Source organism: Spirochaetota bacterium (assembly GCA_040756435.1).
Classification (GTDB): Bacteria; Spirochaetota; UBA4802; order UBA4802; family UB4802; genus UBA4802.
The window spans coordinates 37849-62387 of record JBFLZD010000006.1; the positions used below are offsets into that span (position 1 = coordinate 37849).

20 protein-coding genes are annotated in these 24539 nt (G+C 37.5%); 8 read left to right on the forward strand and 12 right to left on the reverse strand.

The genetic code is table 11. The features are described from left to right. Positions 1–12: 12 nt before the first annotated feature. Positions 13–1362, reverse strand: a complete 1350-nt coding sequence (gene radA / locus AB1444_03085) for a DNA repair protein RadA (GenBank protein ID MEW6525634.1) — start codon at positions 1360–1362, stop codon at positions 13–15. A gap of 2 nt (positions 1363–1364) precedes the next feature. Beyond that, complete coding sequence (locus AB1444_03090; GenBank protein ID MEW6525635.1) at positions 1365–2240, reverse strand: MlaD family protein; 876 nt, start codon at positions 2238–2240, stop codon at positions 1365–1367. A gap of 175 nt (positions 2241–2415) precedes the next feature. On the opposite strand from AB1444_03090, the gene purD reads away from it, so the two are divergent. Beyond that, complete coding sequence (gene purD, locus AB1444_03095; GenBank protein ID MEW6525636.1) at positions 2416–3666, forward strand: phosphoribosylamine--glycine ligase; 1251 nt, start codon at positions 2416–2418, stop codon at positions 3664–3666. Here the strand turns inward: purD and AB1444_03100 are convergent. Together AB1444_03100 and AB1444_03105 are read right to left on the reverse strand one after the other, a co-directional pair. Next, positions 3604–4128: a YkgJ family cysteine cluster protein gene (locus AB1444_03100; protein ID MEW6525637.1), complete on the reverse strand. Its 525-nt coding sequence runs from the start codon at positions 4126–4128 to the stop codon at positions 3604–3606. The two genes, purD and AB1444_03100, sit on opposite strands and share 63 nt — an antisense overlap. Before the next feature lie 10 nt (positions 4129–4138). Beyond that, on the reverse strand, positions 4139–5959 hold the full coding sequence (locus tag AB1444_03105; protein MEW6525638.1) for a cytochrome c biogenesis protein CcdA: 1821 nt from the start codon (positions 5957–5959) through the stop codon (positions 4139–4141). 269 nt (positions 5960–6228) lie between these two features. Between AB1444_03105 and AB1444_03110 the strand changes: the two genes are divergently transcribed. Then, complete coding sequence (locus tag AB1444_03110) at positions 6229–6399, forward strand: hypothetical protein (GenBank protein ID MEW6525639.1); 171 nt, start codon at positions 6229–6231, stop codon at positions 6397–6399. A gap of 12 nt (positions 6400–6411) precedes the next feature. Here the strand turns inward: AB1444_03110 and AB1444_03115 are convergent, their stop codons facing one another. Then, on the reverse strand, positions 6412–7035 hold the full coding sequence (locus AB1444_03115) for a CsgG/HfaB family protein (protein ID MEW6525640.1): 624 nt from the start codon (positions 7033–7035) through the stop codon (positions 6412–6414). A 287-nt stretch (positions 7036–7322) separates the two neighbouring features. On the opposite strand from AB1444_03115, the gene AB1444_03120 reads away from it, so the two are divergent. Continuing rightward, positions 7323–7961, forward strand: coding sequence for a hypothetical protein (locus AB1444_03120; protein ID MEW6525641.1), 639 nt, complete (start codon positions 7323–7325; stop codon positions 7959–7961). An 88-nt stretch (positions 7962–8049) separates the two neighbouring features. Continuing rightward, entirely contained in the window at positions 8050–8994 is a 945-nt protein-coding gene (locus AB1444_03125) for a histone deacetylase (protein ID MEW6525642.1), read from the forward strand. Here the strand turns inward: AB1444_03125 and AB1444_03130 are convergent. Next, positions 8991–9851 (reverse strand): DMT family transporter, encoded by an 861-nt coding sequence (locus AB1444_03130; protein ID MEW6525643.1) that lies wholly within the window; start codon positions 9849–9851, stop codon positions 8991–8993. The genes AB1444_03125 and AB1444_03130 overlap by 4 nt on opposite strands. 228 nt (positions 9852–10079) lie before the next feature. Between AB1444_03130 and AB1444_03135 the strand changes: the two genes are divergently transcribed. Then, positions 10080–12098 (forward strand): FAD-dependent oxidoreductase, encoded by a 2019-nt coding sequence (locus AB1444_03135; protein MEW6525644.1) that lies wholly within the window; start codon positions 10080–10082, stop codon positions 12096–12098. A 248-nt stretch (positions 12099–12346) separates the two neighbouring features. On the opposite strand, the gene AB1444_03140 is transcribed toward AB1444_03135, so the two are convergent. Next, complete coding sequence (locus AB1444_03140) at positions 12347–14155, reverse strand: long-chain fatty acid--CoA ligase (GenBank protein ID MEW6525645.1); 1809 nt, start codon at positions 14153–14155, stop codon at positions 12347–12349. 425 nt (positions 14156–14580) lie between these two features. On the opposite strand from AB1444_03140, the gene AB1444_03145 reads away from it, so the two are divergent. From AB1444_03145 to leuS, 3 genes are all read left to right on the forward strand, one after another. Next, on the forward strand, positions 14581–15033 hold the full coding sequence (locus AB1444_03145; GenBank protein ID MEW6525646.1) for a PTS sugar transporter subunit IIA: 453 nt from the start codon (positions 14581–14583) through the stop codon (positions 15031–15033). An 11-nt stretch (positions 15034–15044) separates the two neighbouring features. Then, positions 15045–16808, forward strand: coding sequence for a chloride channel protein (locus AB1444_03150; protein MEW6525647.1), 1764 nt, complete (start codon positions 15045–15047; stop codon positions 16806–16808). A 148-nt stretch (positions 16809–16956) separates the two neighbouring features. Then, positions 16957–19422 (forward strand): leucine--tRNA ligase, encoded by a 2466-nt coding sequence (leuS, locus tag AB1444_03155; GenBank protein ID MEW6525648.1) that lies wholly within the window; start codon positions 16957–16959, stop codon positions 19420–19422. A gap of 6 nt (positions 19423–19428) precedes the next feature. On the opposite strand, the gene AB1444_03160 is transcribed toward leuS, so the two are convergent. From AB1444_03160 to AB1444_03180, 5 genes are all read right to left on the reverse strand, one after another. Continuing rightward, complete coding sequence (locus AB1444_03160) at positions 19429–19818, reverse strand: hypothetical protein (protein MEW6525649.1); 390 nt, start codon at positions 19816–19818, stop codon at positions 19429–19431. A gap of 144 nt (positions 19819–19962) precedes the next feature. Continuing rightward, entirely contained in the window at positions 19963–20604 is a 642-nt protein-coding gene (locus tag AB1444_03165; protein MEW6525650.1) for an START domain-containing protein, read from the reverse strand. Between the two features lie 200 nt (positions 20605–20804). Further along, on the reverse strand, positions 20805–21983 hold the full coding sequence (locus AB1444_03170) for a thiolase family protein (protein ID MEW6525651.1): 1179 nt from the start codon (positions 21981–21983) through the stop codon (positions 20805–20807). 25 nt (positions 21984–22008) lie between these two features. Then, a complete protein-coding gene (locus AB1444_03175; protein ID MEW6525652.1) occupies positions 22009–23886 on the reverse strand; it encodes an AMP-binding protein in 1878 nt (625 codons plus the stop codon). Positions 23887–23960: 74 nt separating this feature from the next. Further along, on the reverse strand, positions 23961–24518 hold the full coding sequence (locus tag AB1444_03180; GenBank protein MEW6525653.1) for an SCP2 sterol-binding domain-containing protein: 558 nt from the start codon (positions 24516–24518) through the stop codon (positions 23961–23963). Positions 24519–24539 lie beyond the last annotated feature (21 nt).

Genomic DNA, 24539 nt, shown 5'->3' on the forward strand with positions numbered 1-24539 from the left:
TCAACGTAAAAATCAAAGATGCTGTAAAATTTGTGTAAGCTCTGCAATGGTGGTTAACGGTATTAGTGTCCCGGAAAAGCCGGCATTTGAAACCTCAGATATATTATTGCGGGGTAAAATAATGGTGGTTATACCGGAGTTTAAAAATTCCGATAGCCTGCGTAATGAGTGGCTTGCAGAGCGAACCTGTCCGGAAAGTGATAATTCGCCAATGATGCCGGTGGTATGGGGAATGATTGTATTTTTTAAACTGGATATAATGGCGGCGGCAATTGCCAGGTCACAAGATGTATCATCGATGGTAAATCCGCCTGCAACATTAATAAATATGTCAAACGAGCTTAATGAAATCTTTGCATGCTTTTCAATGACCGCTACCAGCAGATTAAGCCTGTTAACATCAAAACCATCTGCCATCCGGCGGGGGTTAGAAAAGCTTGTTGCAGTAACAAGTGATTGTGCTTCAAAGAGTATGGTTCGCGTTCCTTCTATGGTGGCACTGATAACGCTTCCCGGAAAGCTTGTATCATGTGATTGAACAAATAGTGAGTTCTTGTCCTTTACTTCTGTTAATCCTGTGGCGGTCATGGTAAATAGTGCTATCTCATTAATTGATCCAAAACGGTTTTTAAAGGCACGCAATATGCGATAGTCACGGGTAAAGTCTCCTTCAAAATAAAGTACCGTATCAACAATATGCTCCAGTATTTTTGGACCTGCAATAGAGCCATCCTTGGTGATATGACCAATTAATAGTATACAGGTTTGCGTTTGCCTGGCAACATCAGCAAGCCGTGACGCGGTATAGCGTATCTGGCTTACGGAACCAACAGGTGATGTTATCTCTCTGGAATACAGTGTCTGGATAGAGTCTATAATTACCAGTTGAGGTGTGTTGGAGCGTATGAGTGCTTCAATATGGTCAATATCGGTAACTGACGAAAGATGTATTGAATCAGGCTTGATATTAAGGCGGCGAGAGCGTAAGTGTATCTGCTGCAAGGTTTCTTCTCCAGAGCAGTACAGTGTGGTGCAGTGTTGAGCCACCTGTAAGGCAAGCGTGGATTTGCCTATACCTGGTTCACCACCCAGAAGGATAATGGAGCCGGGAACCACTCCTCCACCACAAACAAGGTCAAATTCGCCAATACCGGTTGGAATACGCTGAATAGATTCCGACAGCACCTGTGAAAGGGGAAGGATGGAATTTTCAAAAGGTATTTCGTTTTTAACAACAGGAGTATCCTGTATTTCTTCAACTATGGTATTCCAGGCGTTGCATTCCGGGCATTTACCCAACCATTTCTGAAATGTTGCCCCGCATTCATTACAGATATATATTGTTTTTGGTTTTTTAGGCATTGTTATTTTTTCTGCTTAAAGAGTAGTAATGATGGATCTTTTTCAAGCCTTGAAAAAAGTTCTTTTGCTGAAATGGATGCATCACGTATGTTAGTATAAATTTCTTCATCATACAGAAGCTTTCCCATTGTTCCACGGCCCTTTTCAAGACGATATGCAATTTTATTCATGCTGGATGTGAGTTCAGAAAGATTTTGTAATGTAATGGTAATATCTTCACGGTTTTTTTCAGAGATATATGCCATATTTTTTGAAATAACATTCATCTGGTTCATAAATTGCTGCAATTGCTGGGAAAAAGTTACAATAGCTGCACGTGCAGTACCAACTGACTGCCTTACATCATAGCGGTTTTCATCAACCATTTTATTTAAGTTTGCAACAAATTTATTTGAATTCTGGAATATCTCGGCAAGGATCTGGGCACCGCTTTTATCCTGCATAAAGCTCTGGAATGTCTGCATCATCTGGTCAAAGCTTGCAGGGTCAATACCATACTTGATATCCCCGTCGTTAAGAAAACCAACATCCTCGCTCATTGGAGGAATGACAACATTAATATATTTTTCCCCAATCATGCCTGATGTAAAGATTGAAAACGTTGCTGCTTTTGATAACCGGTATCCCTTATCTATCCATAGTATAACATCTGTTTTTTCACCAGTCTGGCGGATCTCATCCACATATCCAATTTTGATGCCACCACCAATTTTGACAGGGGCACCAACTCTAAGGTCGTTTAAAAATCCAAAATATACATGTAACCGGTAGCCTTTTTGTGAAATGTTAAATTTTGTTAACAGTCCAACCAGTACAATAAAAAGAGTAAAGCTTGTCATAACTAAAAGCCCAACTTTTGCTTCATTACTCAGGCGCATAGCAAACCTCCTTATATCAGGGTGTTGTTATCTCATATACTGTACATACTTTAAGTTCAAGAATTATTCTTATCGAATATAAAAAATATTGTGTGAATGAAAGATGTTTATATAAAATGATTGAAAAATTATATCTCTTGTTTACAACAATACATGCATATAACAGGAGGGATCAATGAGATATTTAGTTGTAGGATCTGGCGGGCGTGAACATGCCATTGCATGGAGGTTGATTCATGATGGAAGTGCCAGTGAGGTATATGTTGCACCCGGCAATGGTGGTATTGATGAGAGGTTTAGAATTCAGGTTGCTGTGAATGATTTTGAATCATTATACACTATCTGCAAACAAAAAAATATTGATATTGTTATAATTGGGCCTGAAGCTCCTCTTGTTGATGGGGTAGTTGATTTTTTACAGAACAGAGGTGTTAGGGTATTTGGTCCAACAGCTCAGGCTGCACAACTTGAAGGTAGCAAGCTTTTTGCAAAATATATCATGCAAAAATATAATGTGCCAACAGCTCATTTCAGGGAATTTAAAGGAAAAGAATCGCTAATAGAATATATAGAATCTTCAGCGGTTTTTCCGGTTGTAATAAAGTTAGATGGGCTTGCTGCAGGTAAGGGTGTGGGTGTGTGCAGGGATAGGGAGACTGCACTGCAGTTTATTCATGAGATGGTCAAAGATAACGCAAAAGTTTTTGTTGAGGATTTTTGTGATGGTGAAGAAGCATCCGTACTGGGGATCAGTGATGGTACAACAGTGTTGCCATTTATTGCTGCCCAGGATCATAAGCGGGTATATGATAATGATGAAGGGCCTAACACCGGTGGTATGGGTGCATATGCACCGGCTCCAGTGGTTACCAGCAGAATACTGGAAAGGGTGCACAGGGAAATTCTTCAACCAGTAATTCTGGGTATGAAAAATGAGGGGATGCCTTTTGTTGGGATTTTGTATGCAGGCCTTATTATTAAAGGCAATGATATTAAAGTATTGGAATTCAATGTTCGCTTTGGTGATCCTGAAACGCAAGTGTTATTGCCATTGGTAAATGGCAAATTAGGTGATTTCATACAGGCAGCTATTGATGGAAAACTTTCCAGTATGAATCTTACATTCAGGAATAAGCATGCCATTACTGTGGTCCTTGCTTCAGGAGGTTACCCCGGTTCATATAAAACGGGTTTACCTATTACAGGTTTGGACCAACTGCCTGAGGATATCCTTGTTTTTCATGCAGGTACTAAACGGGATGGGCAATTACTTACCAATGGGGGTAGAGTGCTGAATATTACAGCAATAGCCGACAGTTTAGAAGAAGCCTACCATAAAGTATATAATGCTATACCGTCTGTATCATTTGAGGGTATGCACTATAGAAAAGATATCGGTTTCAGGGCTTTGAAAAAACGCCCGTAAGTTAATACGTTCTGTTTGTAATATAGGGATTTGTACTTCCTTAATAAATAAAATATTAATAGCTGCAAGCATTGTGTTACAGTTTTCTAAATTGAGAATATATTGTGGTTCAAAGCGTATGCCATTATTTAATGGGCAGATATCAACACCGTTATGTATTAAAACCGGATAGCCATGGGTTCTGCAAATTACAGGCCGTACAGGATAGATAATGCAGCTATTGTTATGCAAAAATATACAGGAATGATAGCTTTTCTGTTTAATTATGGTTCTTATTGATTCAGGTTGTTTTATATACCATTGTACTATGGGTATCAGTTCAACCGGCATTATACTTTCCAGTATACAACAACTGCTGCAGCCCTCCCTGCAATGTAATTGTTTGCCGTACGTTTCAACGACAGAGTCAGTAAATGCATCAACTTTTTGTATCAGCTCATAGTAATATTTGAGTGATTGCATTGGCTTACCTTTAAGGAATAGTCATCAGTTGAGGAACCTCTGATTGTTTGCTCAATTCCAGAGCTTTTTGCAAAGCCTTCAATAAATCTTTTGCTGTATAAATATCACGCAGGATAACAGGTTGTGAAAAATTATCCCCTGAAGGGAAGATAGCTACAAAGGGTATTGATCGTGAACCCAGTTGTTGCAATATGGTCTCTGCTGGGGGATTTTTTGTTGTAATATCGGCTTTGTACACAGCAATATTATTCTTATGGATAAATTCAATAACATCTGAAGATGATAATGCTGTAGCTTCAACAAATTTGCAGTTTGGACACCACTGTGCAGTAAAAATGACCATTGCAACCTGCGATGTATTGTTATGAACTATCGCCTCCCAGTCATAAGGCTTGTAGGTTATGGTAGCTTGTGATGTTTTTTTGGAAGAAAATAGTATGCTTGCAGAAAAAACAAGTAGCACAAGCACCACAAATGAAATTATTCGCTGTAGAGATGGTTTTGTTAAATTTCCAAACCGTCCCCATTGCCATAATCCAATGGATACAAGTAATAAAAACCAAATAGTTTTTATCAATGTAGATGCATCAAGCAATGTGACAAGGTAGATAGTGGTGGCAACCATTAGAAATCCCATGAATTGCTCAAATGTTATCATCCAGTCTCCTGGTTTGGGAATGAACCTGATAAGTGACGGATAGAATGATAAAAGCAGATATGGCAAGGACATGCCAAGGCCAATGTTAATAAAAACCATAAAAATTATAACTGGATGCTGCGTTAATGACCATGCCAGTGTAGCCCCTAAAAACGGACCGCTGCAGGGGGTAGCAAGTAGTGTGGCAACTATGCCTTTGAAATAGGAATCTACGTATATATTGGCACTTTGTACTTGTGGAAGTCGTGGAATATTGAATGTATACACACCAAAAAACGATAATGCCAGTGCGAAAATTATGGCTGCCATAATAATAATAAATGTTTTATGCTGAAAAAGCTCACCCCAGTTATATCCAGCATATGCTGCCAGAGAAGCCAATGCCAGAAATGATGTGAGTATCCCTGCGGTAAAAAGCAATCCCATAATCCTTACCTGGCGTGGTTTGTTGTTGCCATATGATATAAAACTTAAAATTTTCAGGCTAATTACAGGCAGCACACAGGGCATAAAGTTGAGTAAAAAGCCTGCTAAAATGCCAAAGAAGATTGCGTGGAATAAACTTAATGGAGAAGAACTGCCTGCATCTATTACGTTAAAATGACCGGATGCATCCTTTTTGTTTACTGTATGAATTATAGCTTCAGGCTCTTTATACATGGCGCATAATGAAGTGTCAAATTCAGAGGCTGATTTATCAACGTTGATTATCTGGGTGACAGTCTGCCGTATGGGGGTGCAGGATACATCATTGCAATATAATGCCTCAATAGTGATTGATAATGAATACGAACCTTCTTTTGCCGTATGTAGTGTAAATGGGATACAGAGTGAGGTGTGCTTTTTGTAAATATACACGGGTTTGCTGTCAAGAGGTGAAATATAAAAGGTTCCGGGAAGATAACGCGTTTTTCCGGGTACTATGTGTTGCGTTGCTTTTGTATAAGCGGTTGTAGCTTTTCCGGTTCCTTCACCTTTGGGGTTGGCATAGATATAGCCTTTTGAAGGTAGCTCTATATCTATAATAGTACAGGCTTTTGTATTTGGTTTTACATTTAGTACTTTCTTTACAGGATGTATAGTAATGTTAGTATCAGCGTATCCATAATATTCGGATGCAATCATAAACAAAATTAAGGTATATATTGCTAAATATATTTTGTTACTTTTCATTATGAAGAGTCTCCTTCTGAAAATAGAATGTATTCATTTCACCTTCCCTGCTTTGATAGGCTATAGCAACCGTTGTGTTTAATTCCCAGCCATTGTGAACACCCATGTCTAAGTATTTGTGTTATACTATGGAATTCAGTTAATAAATTTGATGGGAAGATAATTTTAAAAGATACAAAAAATTTTGAAAAAAAATATTGTATTAAGAATATAGCAGATTTAGTCGATATTGCAAATAGAAATTAATGATTGACACAAAGGAGGGTGTCATGATGGCACAACACATAACAGCAATAGAACAGAGCATAGAACAACTCAATAATCTGCTTAAGGGGCTGGCTGCAGTACGTACTGGATTAAGTGAAAAACTGGTAAAAGCAAATGTGGTTGCTAATGTCAGTGTTGAAGGCCTGGGAACTATTATAGACAGCTATCAGTAAAAAAGGGATGCATTATATGCAGCACCCTTTTTTACCACTAATATCCTTTTCTATAGCCCTTACCACATCACGAGCAGCTTTGCTTACATCTGTATTAATATTCTGGTCAGTAAGCAGTAATATAGGAAGATAATACCACCCTAATAGACAGCATCCGCACCATGCATTCTTATTGGTTTCACGGTTATAGCGTAAAGTGCCTACAATGCTCCCTGTTTGTGTATTGATAATACGGGCATTGAATGCTATCTTTGTCTTTGGTACAATATAAAATTGCCTGTCATAATAATAATCTGATACACTTCCCACAATAATATAATCTGTTTTAGCCAGTTTGCCTATATCAGTCAGTTGTGCATCGGTTAATCCTGTCATGTCTAAGGATTTTTCCTTAATAATTTTTTCCACCTGAGATCGTTCCACCAGATCCCAGTTAGATATCTGTACCAGTTCACTTGTCAATGCGTCAGCAATACTTACTCCTGAACCAGGATATTTTGGGGCATCAACAAAGGTTAGCACAGCTATACGAATAGGCTTTTGTAAAGCCTGTTTATCTTTTATGTACACTGATTTGTCTACTGATGTACAAGAAATCATAAAAAGAAATAGTAAAAGCACTGTTAATTTTTTCATAATGATATACCTTAAATAAATAATATATTACAACATTTTTGGTTATTTAAAAGAAGATATAACAATATGCATTTAAATCGTGTAAATAATCAACAATTTTTATGTATTGATAATAAATAATATTTAAAAATTGCAAATAGTCTTTCAGTAATGGTTGAATACATGGGATATATGTTTTTGATAATATAATTGCAATTGTAAAATGGTTATCATTAAATTGATGTTGACAGACAATAGCACCTTACGTAAGGTAAAAAAAATATTTAACAGCAGGAGACGCTATGAATATGAAAAGGATACCATTTGTAATCTTTAGTTTAATTATTATAATTACTTCAAGTTCTACTGTATTTGCTGCCAATTCCGAGTTAAACGGTACCCTGGGTACCTCATATGCCGATGACCCTGCAAAATATGGCCTGGATATTTCCTTACATTACAACTGGCTGCTTGACCCATATTTTGTAACAGGCCTTGAATCAGGATTTTACTGGGTTAAATGGGACAGAAAGATTGGTGTTAAACAGGAAGGTACAGTGTATGTAGATGTAAAAGCAGATACCAATGCGTATGTTATCCCTATGATGTTCAATGCACAGGTGCGCTTGCCAAACTTAAAGGATAAACTGTATGTAACGCCCTTCGTAACCATTGGCCTTGGCTATTCATTCATGATATTGCATTATTCACAGCCTGATTTTACTGATTCAAATACAGGTAAGTCATATAATGCAGATTCCATTACCAAACTTTTTAGCGGGCTTTCATGGGAGCTTTTCTTTGGTGCTTCGTTAAAGCCGGCTGCTGATTCAAAGGTTGATTTTTATGCTGAAGCTGGATATCGCAGCTTACCTCTTAAAAGCGGCGATTTAGAACTGGATATGTCAGGGCTGGTAATACGGTTAGGGGTTAGGTATCCTCTGTAAGCTACCAACTCAATTTTTAAAGTACTTGACTTTTTATAAAACATTTTATTTGGTTTTGTAAAACTATTATTGAATATGCGGGGTGTTTATGGTACCTACTGCATACCTGTTTGATCCTGTATATATGGACCATGATACAGGATGGGGACATCCAGAAAGACCTGAGCGACTGGCAGCTATAGATCAGCGATTGCGTCAGCAGACATATTATAAATCCCTGATTAAGGTTGAACCAAAAATTGGAGCAAAGCGGTATATAGAACTGGTGCATTCTGCGGAATACATTGACCGCGTAAAGCAGGAGATAGAATCCGGCATACATTATTTAGATTCCATGGATACAGCTGTATGCAAGCGTTCATATGAGGTTGCGCTATTTGCAGTAGGTGGTAGCCTCAACATGTGTGATACCATTATGTCGGGTGAAGCAATACGCGGCTTTTGTGCAGTTCGCCCTCCCGGTCATCATGCTGAGTATGATTATGCTGCAGGTTTTTGTATATTCAATAATATTGCAATTGCAGCTAAATATTTACAGGTAGAGCATGGATTAAAAAAAATTGCGATAGTTGATTGGGATGTACACCATGGTAATGGAACACAGCATACCTTTGAGCGTGATAAAACCGTAATGTACATCAGCACGCATCAGTATCCTCATTATCCTGGAACCGGTGCCCGCAGCGAACGGGGCAAAGGAGAGGGCGAAGGATATACACTGAATTTTCCAATGCCGGCAGGTAGTGGTGAACCTGAATATTTAGATGTCTTTAAAAATCAGATAGTTCCTGCATTAATAAAATTTGAACCTGATATTATCCTTATTTCAGCTGGTTTTGATGCACACAATGCCGACCCCTTATCATATATAGGGCTTACCTCTGAGTCATACTATAAATTTACTGTGCTGTTAAAACAGGTTGCCAATGAATTCAGTGGTGGCCGCATGATAGCATTCCTTGAGGGAGGATATGACCTGGAAGCACTGGCAAGTAGTGTGGATATGATGATGCGCGGATTTATAGAAGATTAATGTATATCTTTGTGTTCCTGTAAACTCACTCCTATCAGAGCCACTGTGATTAATAATCCGCCAATAATGATGTTTGTGGCAAATGAGTCATTGAAAAAATATATACCCATGCATGCTGCAATAAATATCCTGCTTGAAGATAGTATGGAACCACTTGTTGCATCAATGAACTTGAATCCTGCAGTAAAAAAAGCCTGTCCTAAATAGGCACTTAAGCCTGAAAGCAGCATATAAAAAAATGTGATACTATCGGGAATTGTAAATACCGGAATCATTGCAATGCCATTTATAACAAGCCCAATGCTCATAAGATGGAATAAAATAATTGATGTACTATCATATTTTCGTGATTCACGAAGTGCTACTACAGCAATAGCAGAAATAATTGCTGAAAGAAATGAATAAACATCACCAATATTGATGGTACTGTAATGAGGCAGTATCACCAGATAGGTGCCAGCCAGTGTTAGCATAAGATACAAAAAATTGATTTTTATAATGCGTTCCTTATTAAATAAAGGAGCAAGCACAAATACAAAAACAGGATATGTCATATTGAGCATATTTGCATTGGTAACTGTTGTATATTGGACTCCAACAAAAAAAAGTATTGCTGCTACGGTGTTTGATACAGCACGGGTAAGCACCAGGGGTATATTATTAGGGCGAATGCTCATTTTATGGATGACAATATACCCTGAAGAGATAATAAATCCAATGAGGAACCTTACAAAGGATACCTCTATACCATGAATGGGGGATGTACTGGTAATATATTTTGCAAACACGGTTGATAAAGAAAACGTAACTGCAGAAAGAAGTACATACAGAATACCTTTTGTACGAGGTGTAATCATTATATGAATTCCATTATTCAAGTATGTATGCTAATTAAAAAAAATATTAACTAAAATTTACATATAAGATTATGAAAATCTATTAAAAATATATAGTAGCACATAATAACAGATATGTTGGTAAATCATAGTAAAAATTTTTTATTATTAATTCTGTAAAAAAAGTTGTAATATAAAGTGGTAATGTGATAAAATCTAAACATAACAGTGTTATGTTTAGGAGGCTCTATGTATCAACTTCTTTTCACACCTATAACCATTAATACATTGGAAATCAAAAACAGGATTGCTTACCCTGCTTTAGGGTTAATGTATTCATACGATGGTACTTTGAATGATCGATACTATGAATATTTCAGAGAAAAAGCAAAAGGGGGAGCTGGTCTTGTTACTGTGGGCCCGGTTGGGATAGATATTGCAGGATCTGGCAGAGTTGCTTTATCACTGGCATCAGATGAAAGGATTCCTGATTTTGCAAAATTAGCACAGATTATAAAAAGTGAAGGAGCGCGAACGTTTGTACAACTGTTCCATGCTGGGGCATATTCGTATTCAATGCTCACTGATGGCGTTCAGCCTATTGCCCCTTCAGCGGTCTATTCAAAATACTCAAAGCAAACACCCAGAGAAATGACACTGGAGGACATCGAAATTGTCCAGAAAGCATACGTTGATGCTGCGCTGCGTGTAAAGGAAGCGGGCTTTGATGGCGTTGAGATTATTGCTTCGGCAGGGTATCTCATTACACAGTTTCTATCGCCCATAACTAATAAACGAACAGACAAATATGGTGGATCATTTGAAAACAGGGTACGCTTCCCAAGAGAGGTGATTGAGAAGGTGCGTCAGGCAGTTGGCAAAGATTTCCCAATCAGCATACGGATGGCAGGCCATGATTTTGTTCCGGGAAGCAACACAAGCAAAGAAACACCGTTGTTTGCTAAGGTATATGAAGAAGCAGGTGTGGATATTATTAATGTTACGGGTGGGTGGCATGAAGCTAAGGTTCCACAGCTTCCCATGGAATTACCGCGTGGAGGGTATGCGTATTTAGCTGCCAATATTAAAAAAGCAGTGAATGTGCCTGTTATGGCTTCCAACAGAATAAGCTCACCGGCTGAAGCTGAAAAGATACTTCGCGACAGCATGGCTGATATGGTTAACTTAGGAAGAGTACTGATTGCTGATCCGTACTGGCCAAAGAAAGCTATGCAGGGAAAAGCAAAGCTTATAAGGCCATGTGTGGGTTGTAATCAGGGTTGTACTGATACATTGTTCAGTGGCATGCCGGTAGGATGTATTCTAAACGCTCGTGCAGGGTATGAGTTTGAACGCTCTTTAGCAAAAACTTCTCATCCGTTGAAGATTATGGTTGTGGGTGCAGGACCTGCAGGACTTGAAGCAGCAGTACGGGCAAAAGAGGCAGGGCATGAAGTAGAAATTTATGAGAAAGAACATGAAATTGGTGGCCAGTTATATATAGCTGCTGCACCACCACATAAACATGAATTACTTGAGATTATACGCTACTATAAAGCAATGATAGAAGAATATTCAATTCCGGTACATTTGAATACAGCGGTAACAATTGATATTATAAACAAAAAGAAGCCTGATCATGTAATAGTTGCTACAGGTGCTGAAGCGCTGAAGCCCCCCATCAAGGGCATAGATAATCCACATGTATATTCAGCCTGGGACGTTTTGCGTGATAATCCCAAATTGGGGCGCAATGTTGCAGTGATAGGCGGAGGTGCTGTTGGTATAGAAACAGCATTGTTTATTGCAAATAAGGGTACATTGTCACCTGAAGCACTGCATTTTTTGATGTTTTTTGAAGCAGAACCAGTGGAACGATTGAAAGAATTAATAACACAGGGCACCAGTACTGTCACCATTATTGAGATGCTTCCTTCTATTGGTAAGGATGTTGGCAGGTCGACAAAGTGGATATTGAAATTGGAATTGGAAAAATTTGGTGTTAATGTGATTACATCTGCCAGGGTTACTGAGATTACGGATAAAGCTGTAGTTTTTTCAAGGGATAATACTGTAATAGCACAGGAATTTGATAATGTGGTTATTGCAGTAGGCTCAAGGCCGGTTAATCCGCTGGGGAATGAATTGCAAAAAGCTGGTATTGCGCACACGATCATTGGCGATTGCAAAAAGATAGGAAAAATAAATGATGCCATTCATGAAGCATTTTTAGCGATAGCTAACTTGCAACAGATGGCAAAGGTATAACAGTAGATAAAAAATGAGGTGTCCCAAAAGACACCTCATTGCAATTACGTTACAACCGCGTCATTGCGAGGAATGAAATGACGAAGCAATCCCATAGTTGCGAGCGCCGCAGGCGCGTAGCAATCTCATCTTCTGCGGCATTAAGATTGCTTTGCTTCGACAAGCTCAGCACTGGCGCTACGCTCGCAATAACATTGCACTCACATTATTGTGAACCCCACGGTTTGTTTTGAGACGTCCCCTTTCTGTCATTCACCCTTATCATCCTTATACATTGCATCAATGATATCTTTATACTTTTCAGCAATAACTTTGCGTTTAAGTTTTAAGGTTGGAGTTATCTCGCCTGATTCAACGGTAAATTCCTGAGGAAGAAGGGTAAATTTTTTGATCTTTTCAAACCGTGCAAATTCTTTCTGCGCTTCTTCTATTCGCTGCCGGTAAAATTCAATGATCTCAGGTTTTGAGATTAGGTCTTCTTTACTTGTATACGATATATTATGGGCTTTTGCATATTCTTCCAGTGCCAGGAATGAAGGTACCACCAATGCAGTAACATACTTTCGCTGATCACCAATGACCGCTATCTGTTCAATGAAATGGTCGGCACCAATGGTGCTTTCTATCATCTGAGGAGCGATGTATTTCCCGCCTGATGTTTTCATGAGGTCTTTAATTCGCTCAGTAATTCTGAGTTCACCATTTTCTTCAAAGAATCCGGCATCACCGGTTCTGAACCAGCCATCATGGGTAAGTACTTCAGCCGTTGCTTCTGGCTTTTTGTAATAGCCTTTCATGACATTGCCGCCACGTACTAAAATTTCCCCGTTACTGGGATCAATCTTGACCTCTACATCAGGGAGAGGTTTGCCAACTGCACCAAATTTAAAATTATACTGTTCATGGCAGGTAACGGTTGCTGTGGTCTCGGTTAATCCATAGCCATAGCAAATAAATATGCCACAGGCATAGAAGAATTCTTCAATTTCCTGTGAAAGGGGAGCTCCTGCACAGGGGAAGAATTTTATTCTTCCACCTACAACATCCCGTATTTTTTTGAGTACAAGTGTGTCAGCTATTTTATATTTAAAACGCAGCAGTGGTGATATAAAAAGCTGGTCTTTCTTTTTGTTATTATGCTGTGCACCAACTTTGATAGCCCATTTGAAAAGTTTTTGTTTGGCTGGTGGAGCGCTTTCTAATCGGTTATAGACTGTTGCATAAATCTTTTCATAGAACCGTGGGACGGCACACATGATGGTAGGTTTGACTTCCTGAATGAATTCAACAATCTTTGCCGGGTCTTCCAAGTAATTATTGGTCATACCTTTTGCAAACACATAGTATGTCCATATACGTTCAAATACATGGCTTAATGGCAAAAATGCAAGTGATATATCATTTTCATTTGGGTCAATCAGTCGTAAATCATGCTGCACTTTTTGAAAAAGAGCATTTGAGTGAGTTAGCATTACACCTTTGGGTTCACCGGTGGTACCAGATGTATAAATTAATGTTAAAAGGTCATCCAATGTTCCTCTGCTCATCATTTCTTTGACTTCATTGTCTTTGGAGGACTGCTGCCCAATTTTCAAAAAATCGCTGAAATACATTATTGTATCAGATTTTTGTATTGGTACTGTCTCTTTAAAGACGATAACCTTCTGCAAGAATTTATTATCAGGGAGTATCTGCATGATTTTGGAGTATTGTTCTGCATCCCCCACAAATATAACTTTTATTTCTGCATGGTTGATGATGTATTCTGCCTGTTTTGCTGTGTTGGTTGCGTAAATAGGAACAGGAATTGCCCGTATACATAATGAACCAATGTCAGCAATAGACCATTGAGGCATATTTTGTGAAAATATTCCTACTGTTTCCTGTTCGCCAATACCACATTCAATTAATGCTTTGCTGGTATTGTTTACCATATCACCAAATTGCTTCCAGGTAAATTCTACCCAGCTATCCTTTGGTTTATACCGCATTGCTACTCTGTTGCCGTATTTGTTAACCTGATCCCAGAATACCTGCGAATAATGTGTGTATCCCATACCTCTACCCCTTTTATATAAAATATTTTATAATGTATTATAATTGGTTGTTCATTAAGATTTTAACATATAAATATTGTACTAAGTCAATAAAATTTTTTTGCTAATTGCTCTTCATTATTAAAAATTTTATTCATATATGTTAGCATGACTCAACTTCATGAGATGATAGTAGTGTACAGGGTGTGTTATTTTATATACTAATTGAAGTTAAGAAATTAATTGAGTTTTGCAATTAAATTATTGACATGAAATATTTTAAAATATATCTAAAAGGCTGTGAAAATAAATGTATACTGTTCAAGGAAGCATTGAAAATTGATTATCATGATGGGTTATGTATTCGATAATCAAGTATGTATGAAAATATTATTTTTTTGATATCATGAATTGAATATTTTACTATATACAATCAGGAGATAGTTGTGAGTTCATTACTGGAGTTTACGGATACCAAGTTTATTAAGTTTTTAAAATCACAAAACAAATATAAGGCCATTGAAGAGCTTGCGGACGTATTCAAAGGCACCGATGTGTGCTCCGATATCAAAGCATTCATCAATGCATTGAAGGAGCGTGAAGAAATAATGACAACAGGCATTGGTTTTGGTATAGCGGTTCCGCATGCTAAACTGGAATCAGTTAATAAAATTGCATTTGCTATAGGTATTTCGAAAAAAGGGATTGACTTTAATTCTATTGATGGAAAGCCAGTACACCTGGTGGTACTGGTAGCTGCGGGTGAACGCCAGCATAAAGAGTATTTGAAGTTATTATCTAAAATAATGTCGGTTCTAAAAAACGATACAATACGCAATGAAATGATTCAGGCTAAAAGCACTAAAAATATTATTGAAATACTTCGTAATGCTAAGTAATTTTTTGCCACATGAACAAAACACTATATATTCTCCAGTACTATTATGATAGTATAAAAAAATTTTTCACTACCAGATATGACCTGAAAGAATACATATTACAGATTGGCATTTCGCTTGTCATTGGAACTGCTGCTGGCCTGGGTGCTATGGGGTTCCATACTCTCATTGAGTGGATGCGTTTTGCAATCAATCCTTCGCATTTTTCACGCTACCTTGAAATTCCATCATTTGTTATGGCGATAGTTCCTGTTATTGGGGCGTTGATGATTATAGGCTTAACGCGATTATTCCCAAAGCAGGCGTCTGAACGAGGAGTTACCAGTGTTATAAAATCTGTCCTGTTGCAAAAAATCCCCATTCCACTTTTTACAACGTTGTTTCATTTGATAGCTTCTGCTGTGACATTGGGTACTGGTGCACCGCTGGGTCCTGAAGGGCCTTCTGCTAAAATTGGTGGTGGACTTGGTTCATATATTTCATCACTTTTTCGTTTGAATATCCGTAAAATGACCACATATACCGTTGCAGGAGCTGGTGCTGCAATTTCTGCTATATTCAATGCCCCTATAGCTGGCGTCTTTTTTGGGATAGAGGTAATATTGCTCAATGATTTAAAAAATGAGTCATTGAGTGCTCTGGTAATAGCATCTGTATCTGCGGATATGGTTTCAAAAGCATATTTAGGAAATGTTGCATTGTTACAGATTCCCAAATTTCAGGTTAATACTCACGAGGTTCTGTATTTTATTCTACTAGCAATAGTGTGTGGCATTGTTGCGCTTTTATTTATGGAACTATCGCACATAATAAAAAAATTTTATAGAAAAATAAGAAAGGATGACACAATTGCCATATTGTTACCACTATCACTCCTATTTGCTGTTGCAGTTATGTTTTATACAGATATTTATGGCATTGGGTATGAATTAATCAATAAAGTCCTGGCAAAAGAATTTTCTGTAAATATTTTGCTTATATTGTTTGTATTAAAAATTATATTTATAGCACTATATTTTCAAACTGGAGCCTATGGCGGTTTATTTGCTCCATCATTATGTATAGGCATACTGGTTGGTTATTTATTTGCATCACTGCTTTCTATATTTGGGGTAACACTTGATCCTGTTGCGTATGCACTCATAGGTATGGGTGGTATGCTTGCTGGTTTAAACTCAATACCAATTACTGCCATATTGATGGTATTTGAATTGACCAATGATTATAGAATTATTCTTCCTGTTATGCTTGCTACGGTGATATCGCACCTGACTGTTACCTACTATAATAAAGGCACCATCTATGAATTAGAGTTGCTGGAAGAGGGCATTGATGTGCGCAAAAGCCGTATTAATGTTCTTGAATCAGTTACTGTCCAGTCAATAGCAAGCAAGGATTTTCAGATAATTAATACAAAAGCACCACTCAAATTTGCAATGGATAAACTGATTGAAGTGGAAAGGCTTATTGTAGTTGATGATAATGGTGGCTATGCAGGGATATTATCATTAAATGAAGTCAGGCAGGCACTACTTTCCAGTGATGTGGTTGAATTGCTGATCTGTCAGGATATTGTATTACATGTTAATCCCTGCAGCGAGAGTGATTCCGCAGCGGAGGCGCTAAGACGAATGGATGAATATGGGATTGATTTTTTACCTGTAGTAAAAGAAAATAAGGTTACAGCTATTGTCCTGTATCGGGATATAATAAGTATGTACAATAAAATTATAGTACAGATTGAAGAAAAGCAGTATGGACATTTTGGCTTATAATATTTGTACGATAGTTACCTGTTAACAAAATACTTGACGATAAAACCTGTGTGAATAATGTGCATTTGTATTTTATTAATATATAGTGATAGACTCTATTGATGTATTGGGTGCAACTGGTGTAAAATGTATTATTGGAGGATGATGTATGCAGGAAAAGGAATATAAACCCAAGCAAATTGAAAAAAAGTGGCAGGACCGATGGAATAACGAGAAGGTATTTTTATCAAAACGTGATAAAAACAGGCAAAAGTATTATATATTAGAAATGTTTCCATATCCATCTGGTAGAATACACATGGGTCATGTGCGCAATTATTCAATTGGCGATGTTGTAGCACGTTATAAACGAATGCAGGGCTTTAATGTATTCCATCCCATGGGATGGGATGCATTTGGCTTACCTGCAGAAAATGCTGCTATCAAGCATAATATTCCTCCTAAAAAATGGACAGATGACAATATTGCTTATATGAAAAAGCAATTTAAGATGTTAGGGTACTCTTATGATTGGGAAAGGGAGATAGCAACCCATACACCTGAATATTATAAATGGAATCAATATGTTTTTATCAAGATGTACGAGAAAGGACTGGCCTATAAGCGCAAAGCACCGGTTAACTGGTGCCCAACGTGCAATACAGTGCTTGCCAATGAACAGGTTGAAAATGGAGTATGCTGGCGATGTGAAACACAGGTAACCCAGCGTGAACTTGAGCAATGGTTTTTTAAAATAACCGATTATGCTGAGGATCTGTTATCAGGCCATGATATTCTAAAAGAGGGTTGGCCTGAACGTGTTATTGTAATGCAGAGAAACTGGATAGGTAAATCAACAGGACTGGTTGTAAATTTCAAGGTTGCTGATACTGGTGAAGACTTCCCAATTTTTACCACGCGTCCCGATACTATTTACGGTGTAACTTTTATGGTAATAGCTCCTGAACATCCATTTCTGGAGCGAGTAAAAGACTCAAAAGTAAAGGAATTTATAAAAAGAATCAAAGAGCAGTCTCTGGTAGACAGGCTTTCTGAAGAAAAAGAAAAAGAAGGCATAGATACCGGAATAAAAATCATAAACCCATTTAACGGTGATATTGTCCCTCTGTATGTGGGTAATTTTGTTCTTATGGAATATGGAACAGGTGCTATTATGGCAGTACCCGCACATGATACACGTGACTTTGCATTTGCTAAAAAATATGGAATTCCTATAAAGCTGGTTATTGATAATCCTTCTTTGCCCATTGATGTTGCATCAATGAAAGATGCATATGTGGATGATGGTGTATGTGTGAATTCCGGTCCCTTTACAGGTATGGCTAATAAGAATGCCATTGAAGCAATATCAGATTATGCTGAAAAAGAAGGTATAGGCTACAAAAAAGTAAATTACCGCCTAAAAGATTGGCTTATATCACGACAGCGATACTGGGGCTGCCCTATACCAATTGTGTATTGTGAAAAGTGTGGTGCACAGCCTGTAGCTTATGATACCTTGCCGGTGGTATTGCCAACGGATGTTGATTTTCATGGTGATTCTCGATCACCACTTACCATGATGCCCGAATTTTATGAAACCAAATGTCCACACTGTGGAGGGAAAGCAAAACGTGAAACAGATACCATGGATACTTTTGTTGATTCTTCATGGTATTTTGCAAAGTTTACTTCTCCTCATTCAAAGGAAATTTTTGATTTTGATGAGGTCAATTACTGGACTCCCGTTGATCAATACATTGGTGGAATAGAACATGCATGTATGCATTTGCTCTATGCTCGTTTTTTTACCATGGTGCTTAATGATCTTGGAATCCTTAAATACCGCGAACCGTTTACACGTCTTTTAACTCAGGGCATGGTTATTAAAGATGGAGCAAAGATGAGTAAATCCAAGGGCAATATTGTGGATCCTGATGATATCATAGACAAATATGGTGCTGATACTGTACGACTATTCATGCTTTTTGCAGCTCCACCTGAAAAGGATCTGGATTGGTCGGATAAGGGTGTTGAAGGTTGCTATCGCTTTGTGAATAGAGTATGGCGCATTGTTCAGAAATATAGTGATTGTTATACAAAATATAATTTTGATGGTATAGTGTTAGATACTGCGTTAAAAAATTTAAGAGGCGAAATTCATCGCACGGTCAAATCAGTGACGCATGATATAGAAAATAGAATGCAATTTAATACAGCAATTGCCCGTATGATGGAATTGGTAAACGCGTTGTATCAGGTAAATGAAGAAATGATACGAACAGATGCCGGGAAAATGGTAGTATCCGAATTGTTTGATAAACTATTGCCAATGCTTGGACCGTTTGTGCCACATCTTGCCGAAGAATTATGGGAGGTCCTGGGGCATAAAAATTTTATTCTGGATGAGCCATGGCCTGATTTCAAAGAAGAGCTTACCGCAAAGGATGAAATAGAAGTTGTGTTCCAGATAAATGGAAAGATACGGTCAAAACGAAATGTCCCTGCTGATATTACAAAAGAAGAAATGGAAAAGGTAGCTCTTGATGATGACAGAATTAAAGAGATGATAGCGGGGAAAACAGTCAGAAAAGTAATAGTTGTGCCTGGAAAATTGGTTAATATTGTCATGTAGATTATATTATCTGAGTAGATACGCAGCTATACATAGTATTCCTGTGGCAATTCGAGCTATTGCATCAATAATCAATGCAAAGCGGCTTCCTGTTTGCCCCAATTCCTCAAGTCCTTGAAAAAATATATTTTTTATCTTTTCAGGATAAATCAAAACGAATGGCCCAGAAAAGACCACTATTAATCCAATGATGAAAAGTGGGGTAGATAAAGGGTTGGATGATGGGACCTGAGTTAATGGAAATCCCGCTACTATTAATGCAATCCCATAAAGAAAATACAACCTGCTTGAAGAAATTTGTATCCATAATTGTAACATTCGGGCAGGCATTACAAGTTCTAACAGCCCAATGGTTATAACATACATACCTACTATCAGTATAAAAAGCATTACCATGGGATATCCTGTCTGGTTAAAAAAATTAAAATGAGTATTGATACATTAAAAAAATTAGATTGTATTCAGTGTCAAGATAATTCATAAATAAAAAAAAGAGGCATATATCATAATGCCTCTTTTATCAATAATGAGTATTACTTACTATTTTTTATCTCGTATCTTTTTACAGTATTTATAAACACCTTTTAAAGTCTTTAATGGTTGATCTTTTGCTGCAATATTGACCACCCAGGCTGGTAGTGATCCACCTAATTCAGCATGCACCTGATAAATAACTTCTACATGATTTTCATCTTTTTTGATTATATCCCATCTCCCTTTTAAAGATGTCATTCGTACTAAACCACTGTCATTTTTATAAGTACTATCATTTACTGATGACATGTTTACCCACGCGGTTCCTTTTTTCTCATCCCAGCCGCATTCAACTTTAACAACAACATCTCGATCAGTAACAACAGGAAGGTCAAGGATGAAATACATATCAAGATCTTTTGGATTGCGTACATTTATTGGATATAATGCATTACACATGCCATACCATTTGTGGTAATTATTGTAGTCCTGAATAACTTTCAGAGCAATATCAAAAGGAATATCTGAAAAACTAACACCTTTAAATTCTTTATACGGTGATCCGGGAATGTCTCGCGTATAAATTTGTAATGAAGCTTGATCTTCTTTACTTTCATGTACTAATTTCCAATTTGATTGTTGTGAAAAAACAATGATTGAAATGCTTGCAAAAATAATTGTTAAAGAGAAAGTTAAAAGCCTTTTCATGACAAACCTCCTTTTAAAAATTAATGTGATAAAATTTATTTGTAATTACTCTTTATTCGTTAATAAATTATCAGGTAAAAATATATTCTAATTGAGGGTGTCCCAAAAGGAACATCTTTGCAATGACTTTGCACCTGCATCATAGAGAGCCATACTGTTTGTTTTGGGACACCCCAATGGACATTCTGCAATAAATAATATTAATTAACCTTTTCAACAAGCAATGCTCCTGCATTGCCAAAAGCACCGCACAGGGAAGCCAATCCATATTTAGCATCAGGAAACTCAGTTGCCAGCACATTTAACAGTGTTATAATTATTCGTGCACCTGATTCACCTAACGGATGACCTAATGCGATAGCACCACCCCAAACATTCACACGCTTAAATGGAGCATTATCATTATCAAGTTTTAATTCTCGTATACATGCTAATGACTGGCTTGCAAAAGCTTCATTTAATTCAATTGCTCCAACTTCGTCTAAATTTAAACCAGTCCGTGCAATTAGTTTCTTTATAGCAGGAATTGGTCCAATTCCCATTACAGTAGGATCACATCCTGCTAATACACCATAAGAATATTTATACCGATAAGACAGGCCCAGTTTATCAGCTTTTTCACGGCTCATAAGAAGCAATGCACAGGCACCCTGTGTGAGTGGTGACGATGTTGCAGCTGTGACAACACCATTGGGCTTGAATGGTGACATCATGGTTTTCATTTTTTCAACATCAACTTTCTCGCGCACCCACTGATCTCTATCTACCAGAATTTCTTTTCCGTCATCATCCAACCCTTTTATAGGAACTATCTCCTTTTTAAATTTCCCTGCTATAGTTGCTTCCCATGCTTTTTTATTTGACCACACAGCCATGTTTTCCATATCTTCCCGGGAAATGTTATATTGTTCAGCAACCTTTTCAGCTGTTGCACCCATTAAAAGATCCGCTCCATTATAATATTTTAACAATCGTGGAGGAAAATCCATGTTGGCACCCATTGGTACTTTTTCCATATCTTCAACACCCGCAGCAATTATAACATCTGCTTCGCCAGTCATAATTGCTCGTGCGGCATGCATGGTGGCTGACATGCCTGATGGGCATTGATTGGTCAAAGTATTGGTGGGAACTGAATCTGGTAATCCAGATGCTAACCATGCTAACCTGCCGATATCATTCTGCATGCCTGATGGATTAGCACAACCAACAAAAACAGCATCAACCATATCAGGAGCAACTTTGCTGTTTCGCTCAAAAAGTGCATTGTACACTGGTGTTAATAACTCATCGGGCCTTAAGTGTCTGAACCAGCCTTTTTCACGATGAGCTCTGCCGTTTGGTGTTCGGACACCATCAATGAATACACATTCTCTCATTGGTACCTCTCTTGTTCTCTAATTATTATTTTGTTTTGACTTTCACTTTCTTTTTTGAATGTAGAAACGTATCAATTGCCATTTGCCGTAATATTTTTTTATCTACTTTTTCAACTGCGGTTCGGGGAAGTTCATCCACTATTTGGATAAACTTGGGTACTGCGTATTTTGCAACTTTTGATTGAAGGTATTTTAATATATCTTGTTCTTTTGTTTTATTTTTGAATTGTGGATACAACTGAACAAAAAGAACAACTACTTCGCTGCCTTCTTTTTCAGGATTTGGTATTCCAACCGTTGCAGCTGCTTCAACATGGGGATGTTCTCCGACGATATCATCAATTTCTTTTGAATATACCTTGAAACCTGAGACATTAATCATATCTTTAGAACGGTCAACAATGTAAAAATAACCATTTGAGTCTATCTGTACTATGTCACCCGTATGGATGAAACCTTCATCATCACAGCCACTATCGGGTTTTGGCCAGTATCCTAACATACGCTGTGGTCCCTTTAAAAGCATCTCGGCTCTTTTTCCAGCTAACATATCATCAATTGTCAGGATTTTACCGGTGTCAAAATCAAGAAAACGCACTTCAGTGTCAGGAAATGGAACACCAATTGTTCTTCTTTTTTCCACTGATTTCTTTCCAGGCTTTTGACTTGTTTTTTTCATGCGATACGCAATAATTTTAGTAAAAATCCAGCCAAAGTTTCTTGTTCCTATTAAACGAAAGAGCTGATTGGTTAAGTAACTATTTCCAGGTATTGATGACAGGAGAGATACTAAGCGGACACCAAAACGCCCTCCTAAAATACGGTATATTACTGAAGGGTTAAGATGTGTCACAGGGGACATCTCTGAAAGGCCATACCCTTCCATTATCCCGCTATTTGAACGTTTTTCAAACTCTTCCTGTGTCGACTCGGATAAAGGAGCTGATCCTGAAAGACCAATGATGCCTATGCCACTGAGATCTTCTTTAGCTAATTTCATGAATTGAGCGGGTACACCTATCTGCATAACTGGATAGTGCTTCTTTATATTTTCAACCATTGATTTAGTATCACGGGGATCGTTGATAATGATGATATTAAATCCAAAAAGCATCATTGTATGCATGAGGCAATGGCCGTAGGTATGGAAAAATGGTAATCCCAATATAACAGATATTGCTCCCTTGAATGTCAATCCTCCTGCGCCTAATGCATGAAGATTCTGTATACAGTTAGCATATATGTTTCTATGTGTGAGCATACAGCCTTTTGGAATACCAGTGGTACCACCGGTAAAAATCAATGTTTCGATATCAGTTTCAACATTGATGGGAACGGGATTAATAATTCCTGAAGAATTCTGGATTAATGAGTATAACTCATATACAGTGGAACCTGATATTTTTATTTTATCTGTATCGATAGTTGGAATAGAATTGCTGGTACGTGTGTTTGCAATAATGATGGTTCTGACACGTGTCTTTTTAATCAAACTTGTGACAATTTTAATATCATTGCTGGTACAAAGTATAGCTTTAGGTTTACCTTCTTTAAATTTGTGTTCAAGAGCTTCAGCAGGTTCAAGTGAACTACAGGGCAGATGGATGAGTCCTGCTTTTGAAATTGCGTAATCAGCAATAATAAATTCTGTAGAAGTGGGTAAAATCGTTGCAACAATATCATTTTTCATTAATCCAAAAGACTGGAGGCCAGAAGCTAATCGGTTTACATAGTCAAGAAGCTGTGGATATGATATAAAATAATCCTTTTGTAGGAGACCATTTTTTTTATATTTTTTTGCAGCTATTTCAAGAATATCATATACAGGTTTATCAGGATAGGGCTTAAATGTTTTTGGTATACCTAACACTTTATATTCTTTGTACCAGGGTAAAGTTTCCATTGTTATCCTCCAGGCGATTGATAAAAAAACATCTCAACCACATGAAGATGTGGTTGAGATGTAAAGCAAATCTATCAAGTGAATAGGGGTTGGGTTGCCATTGCAAAACTCATATCACCTTCAATTTTCATTGCACCTGACATGAAAAGATTAACAGGATTTGTTTCCTTTTTCATTAAAGCAGCTGAATCTTTTGTTGTCATGCGGAAAATTGATTGTGGTGATGTTGCACCGTTAAGTATTGCTTCAATGGTAAATTCAGAACCATCATCATTTTTTAATTTAGCAATAAAACTACCTTTCAAAGAAGATAGAGCATTATATCGAGCTCTTGTCAGATCTTTTTGCATGCCTAACAGCATATCGAGATTATTGGTTTCAATCATTTTCTTTAAATCAGCTTCGGATATTTTTAATCTCAGCATAGCATTGGCAATATCACCACATGTTTCAATATCCTTACCATCTTTAACCTTGAATCCATAGGATTTTCCATTAACTTCAACAACCATGGTGATTTGAGTGCCACCAAGTTCTTTTGGTGCATTGGAATTTTGAAGCATTTCGGTTGCTACTTTTGGCATAATTTCTGTGAGAAACTGATCAATTGAAGTATTTGGTGCAATAACCATAGTGGTCCTCCTTAAAAAATA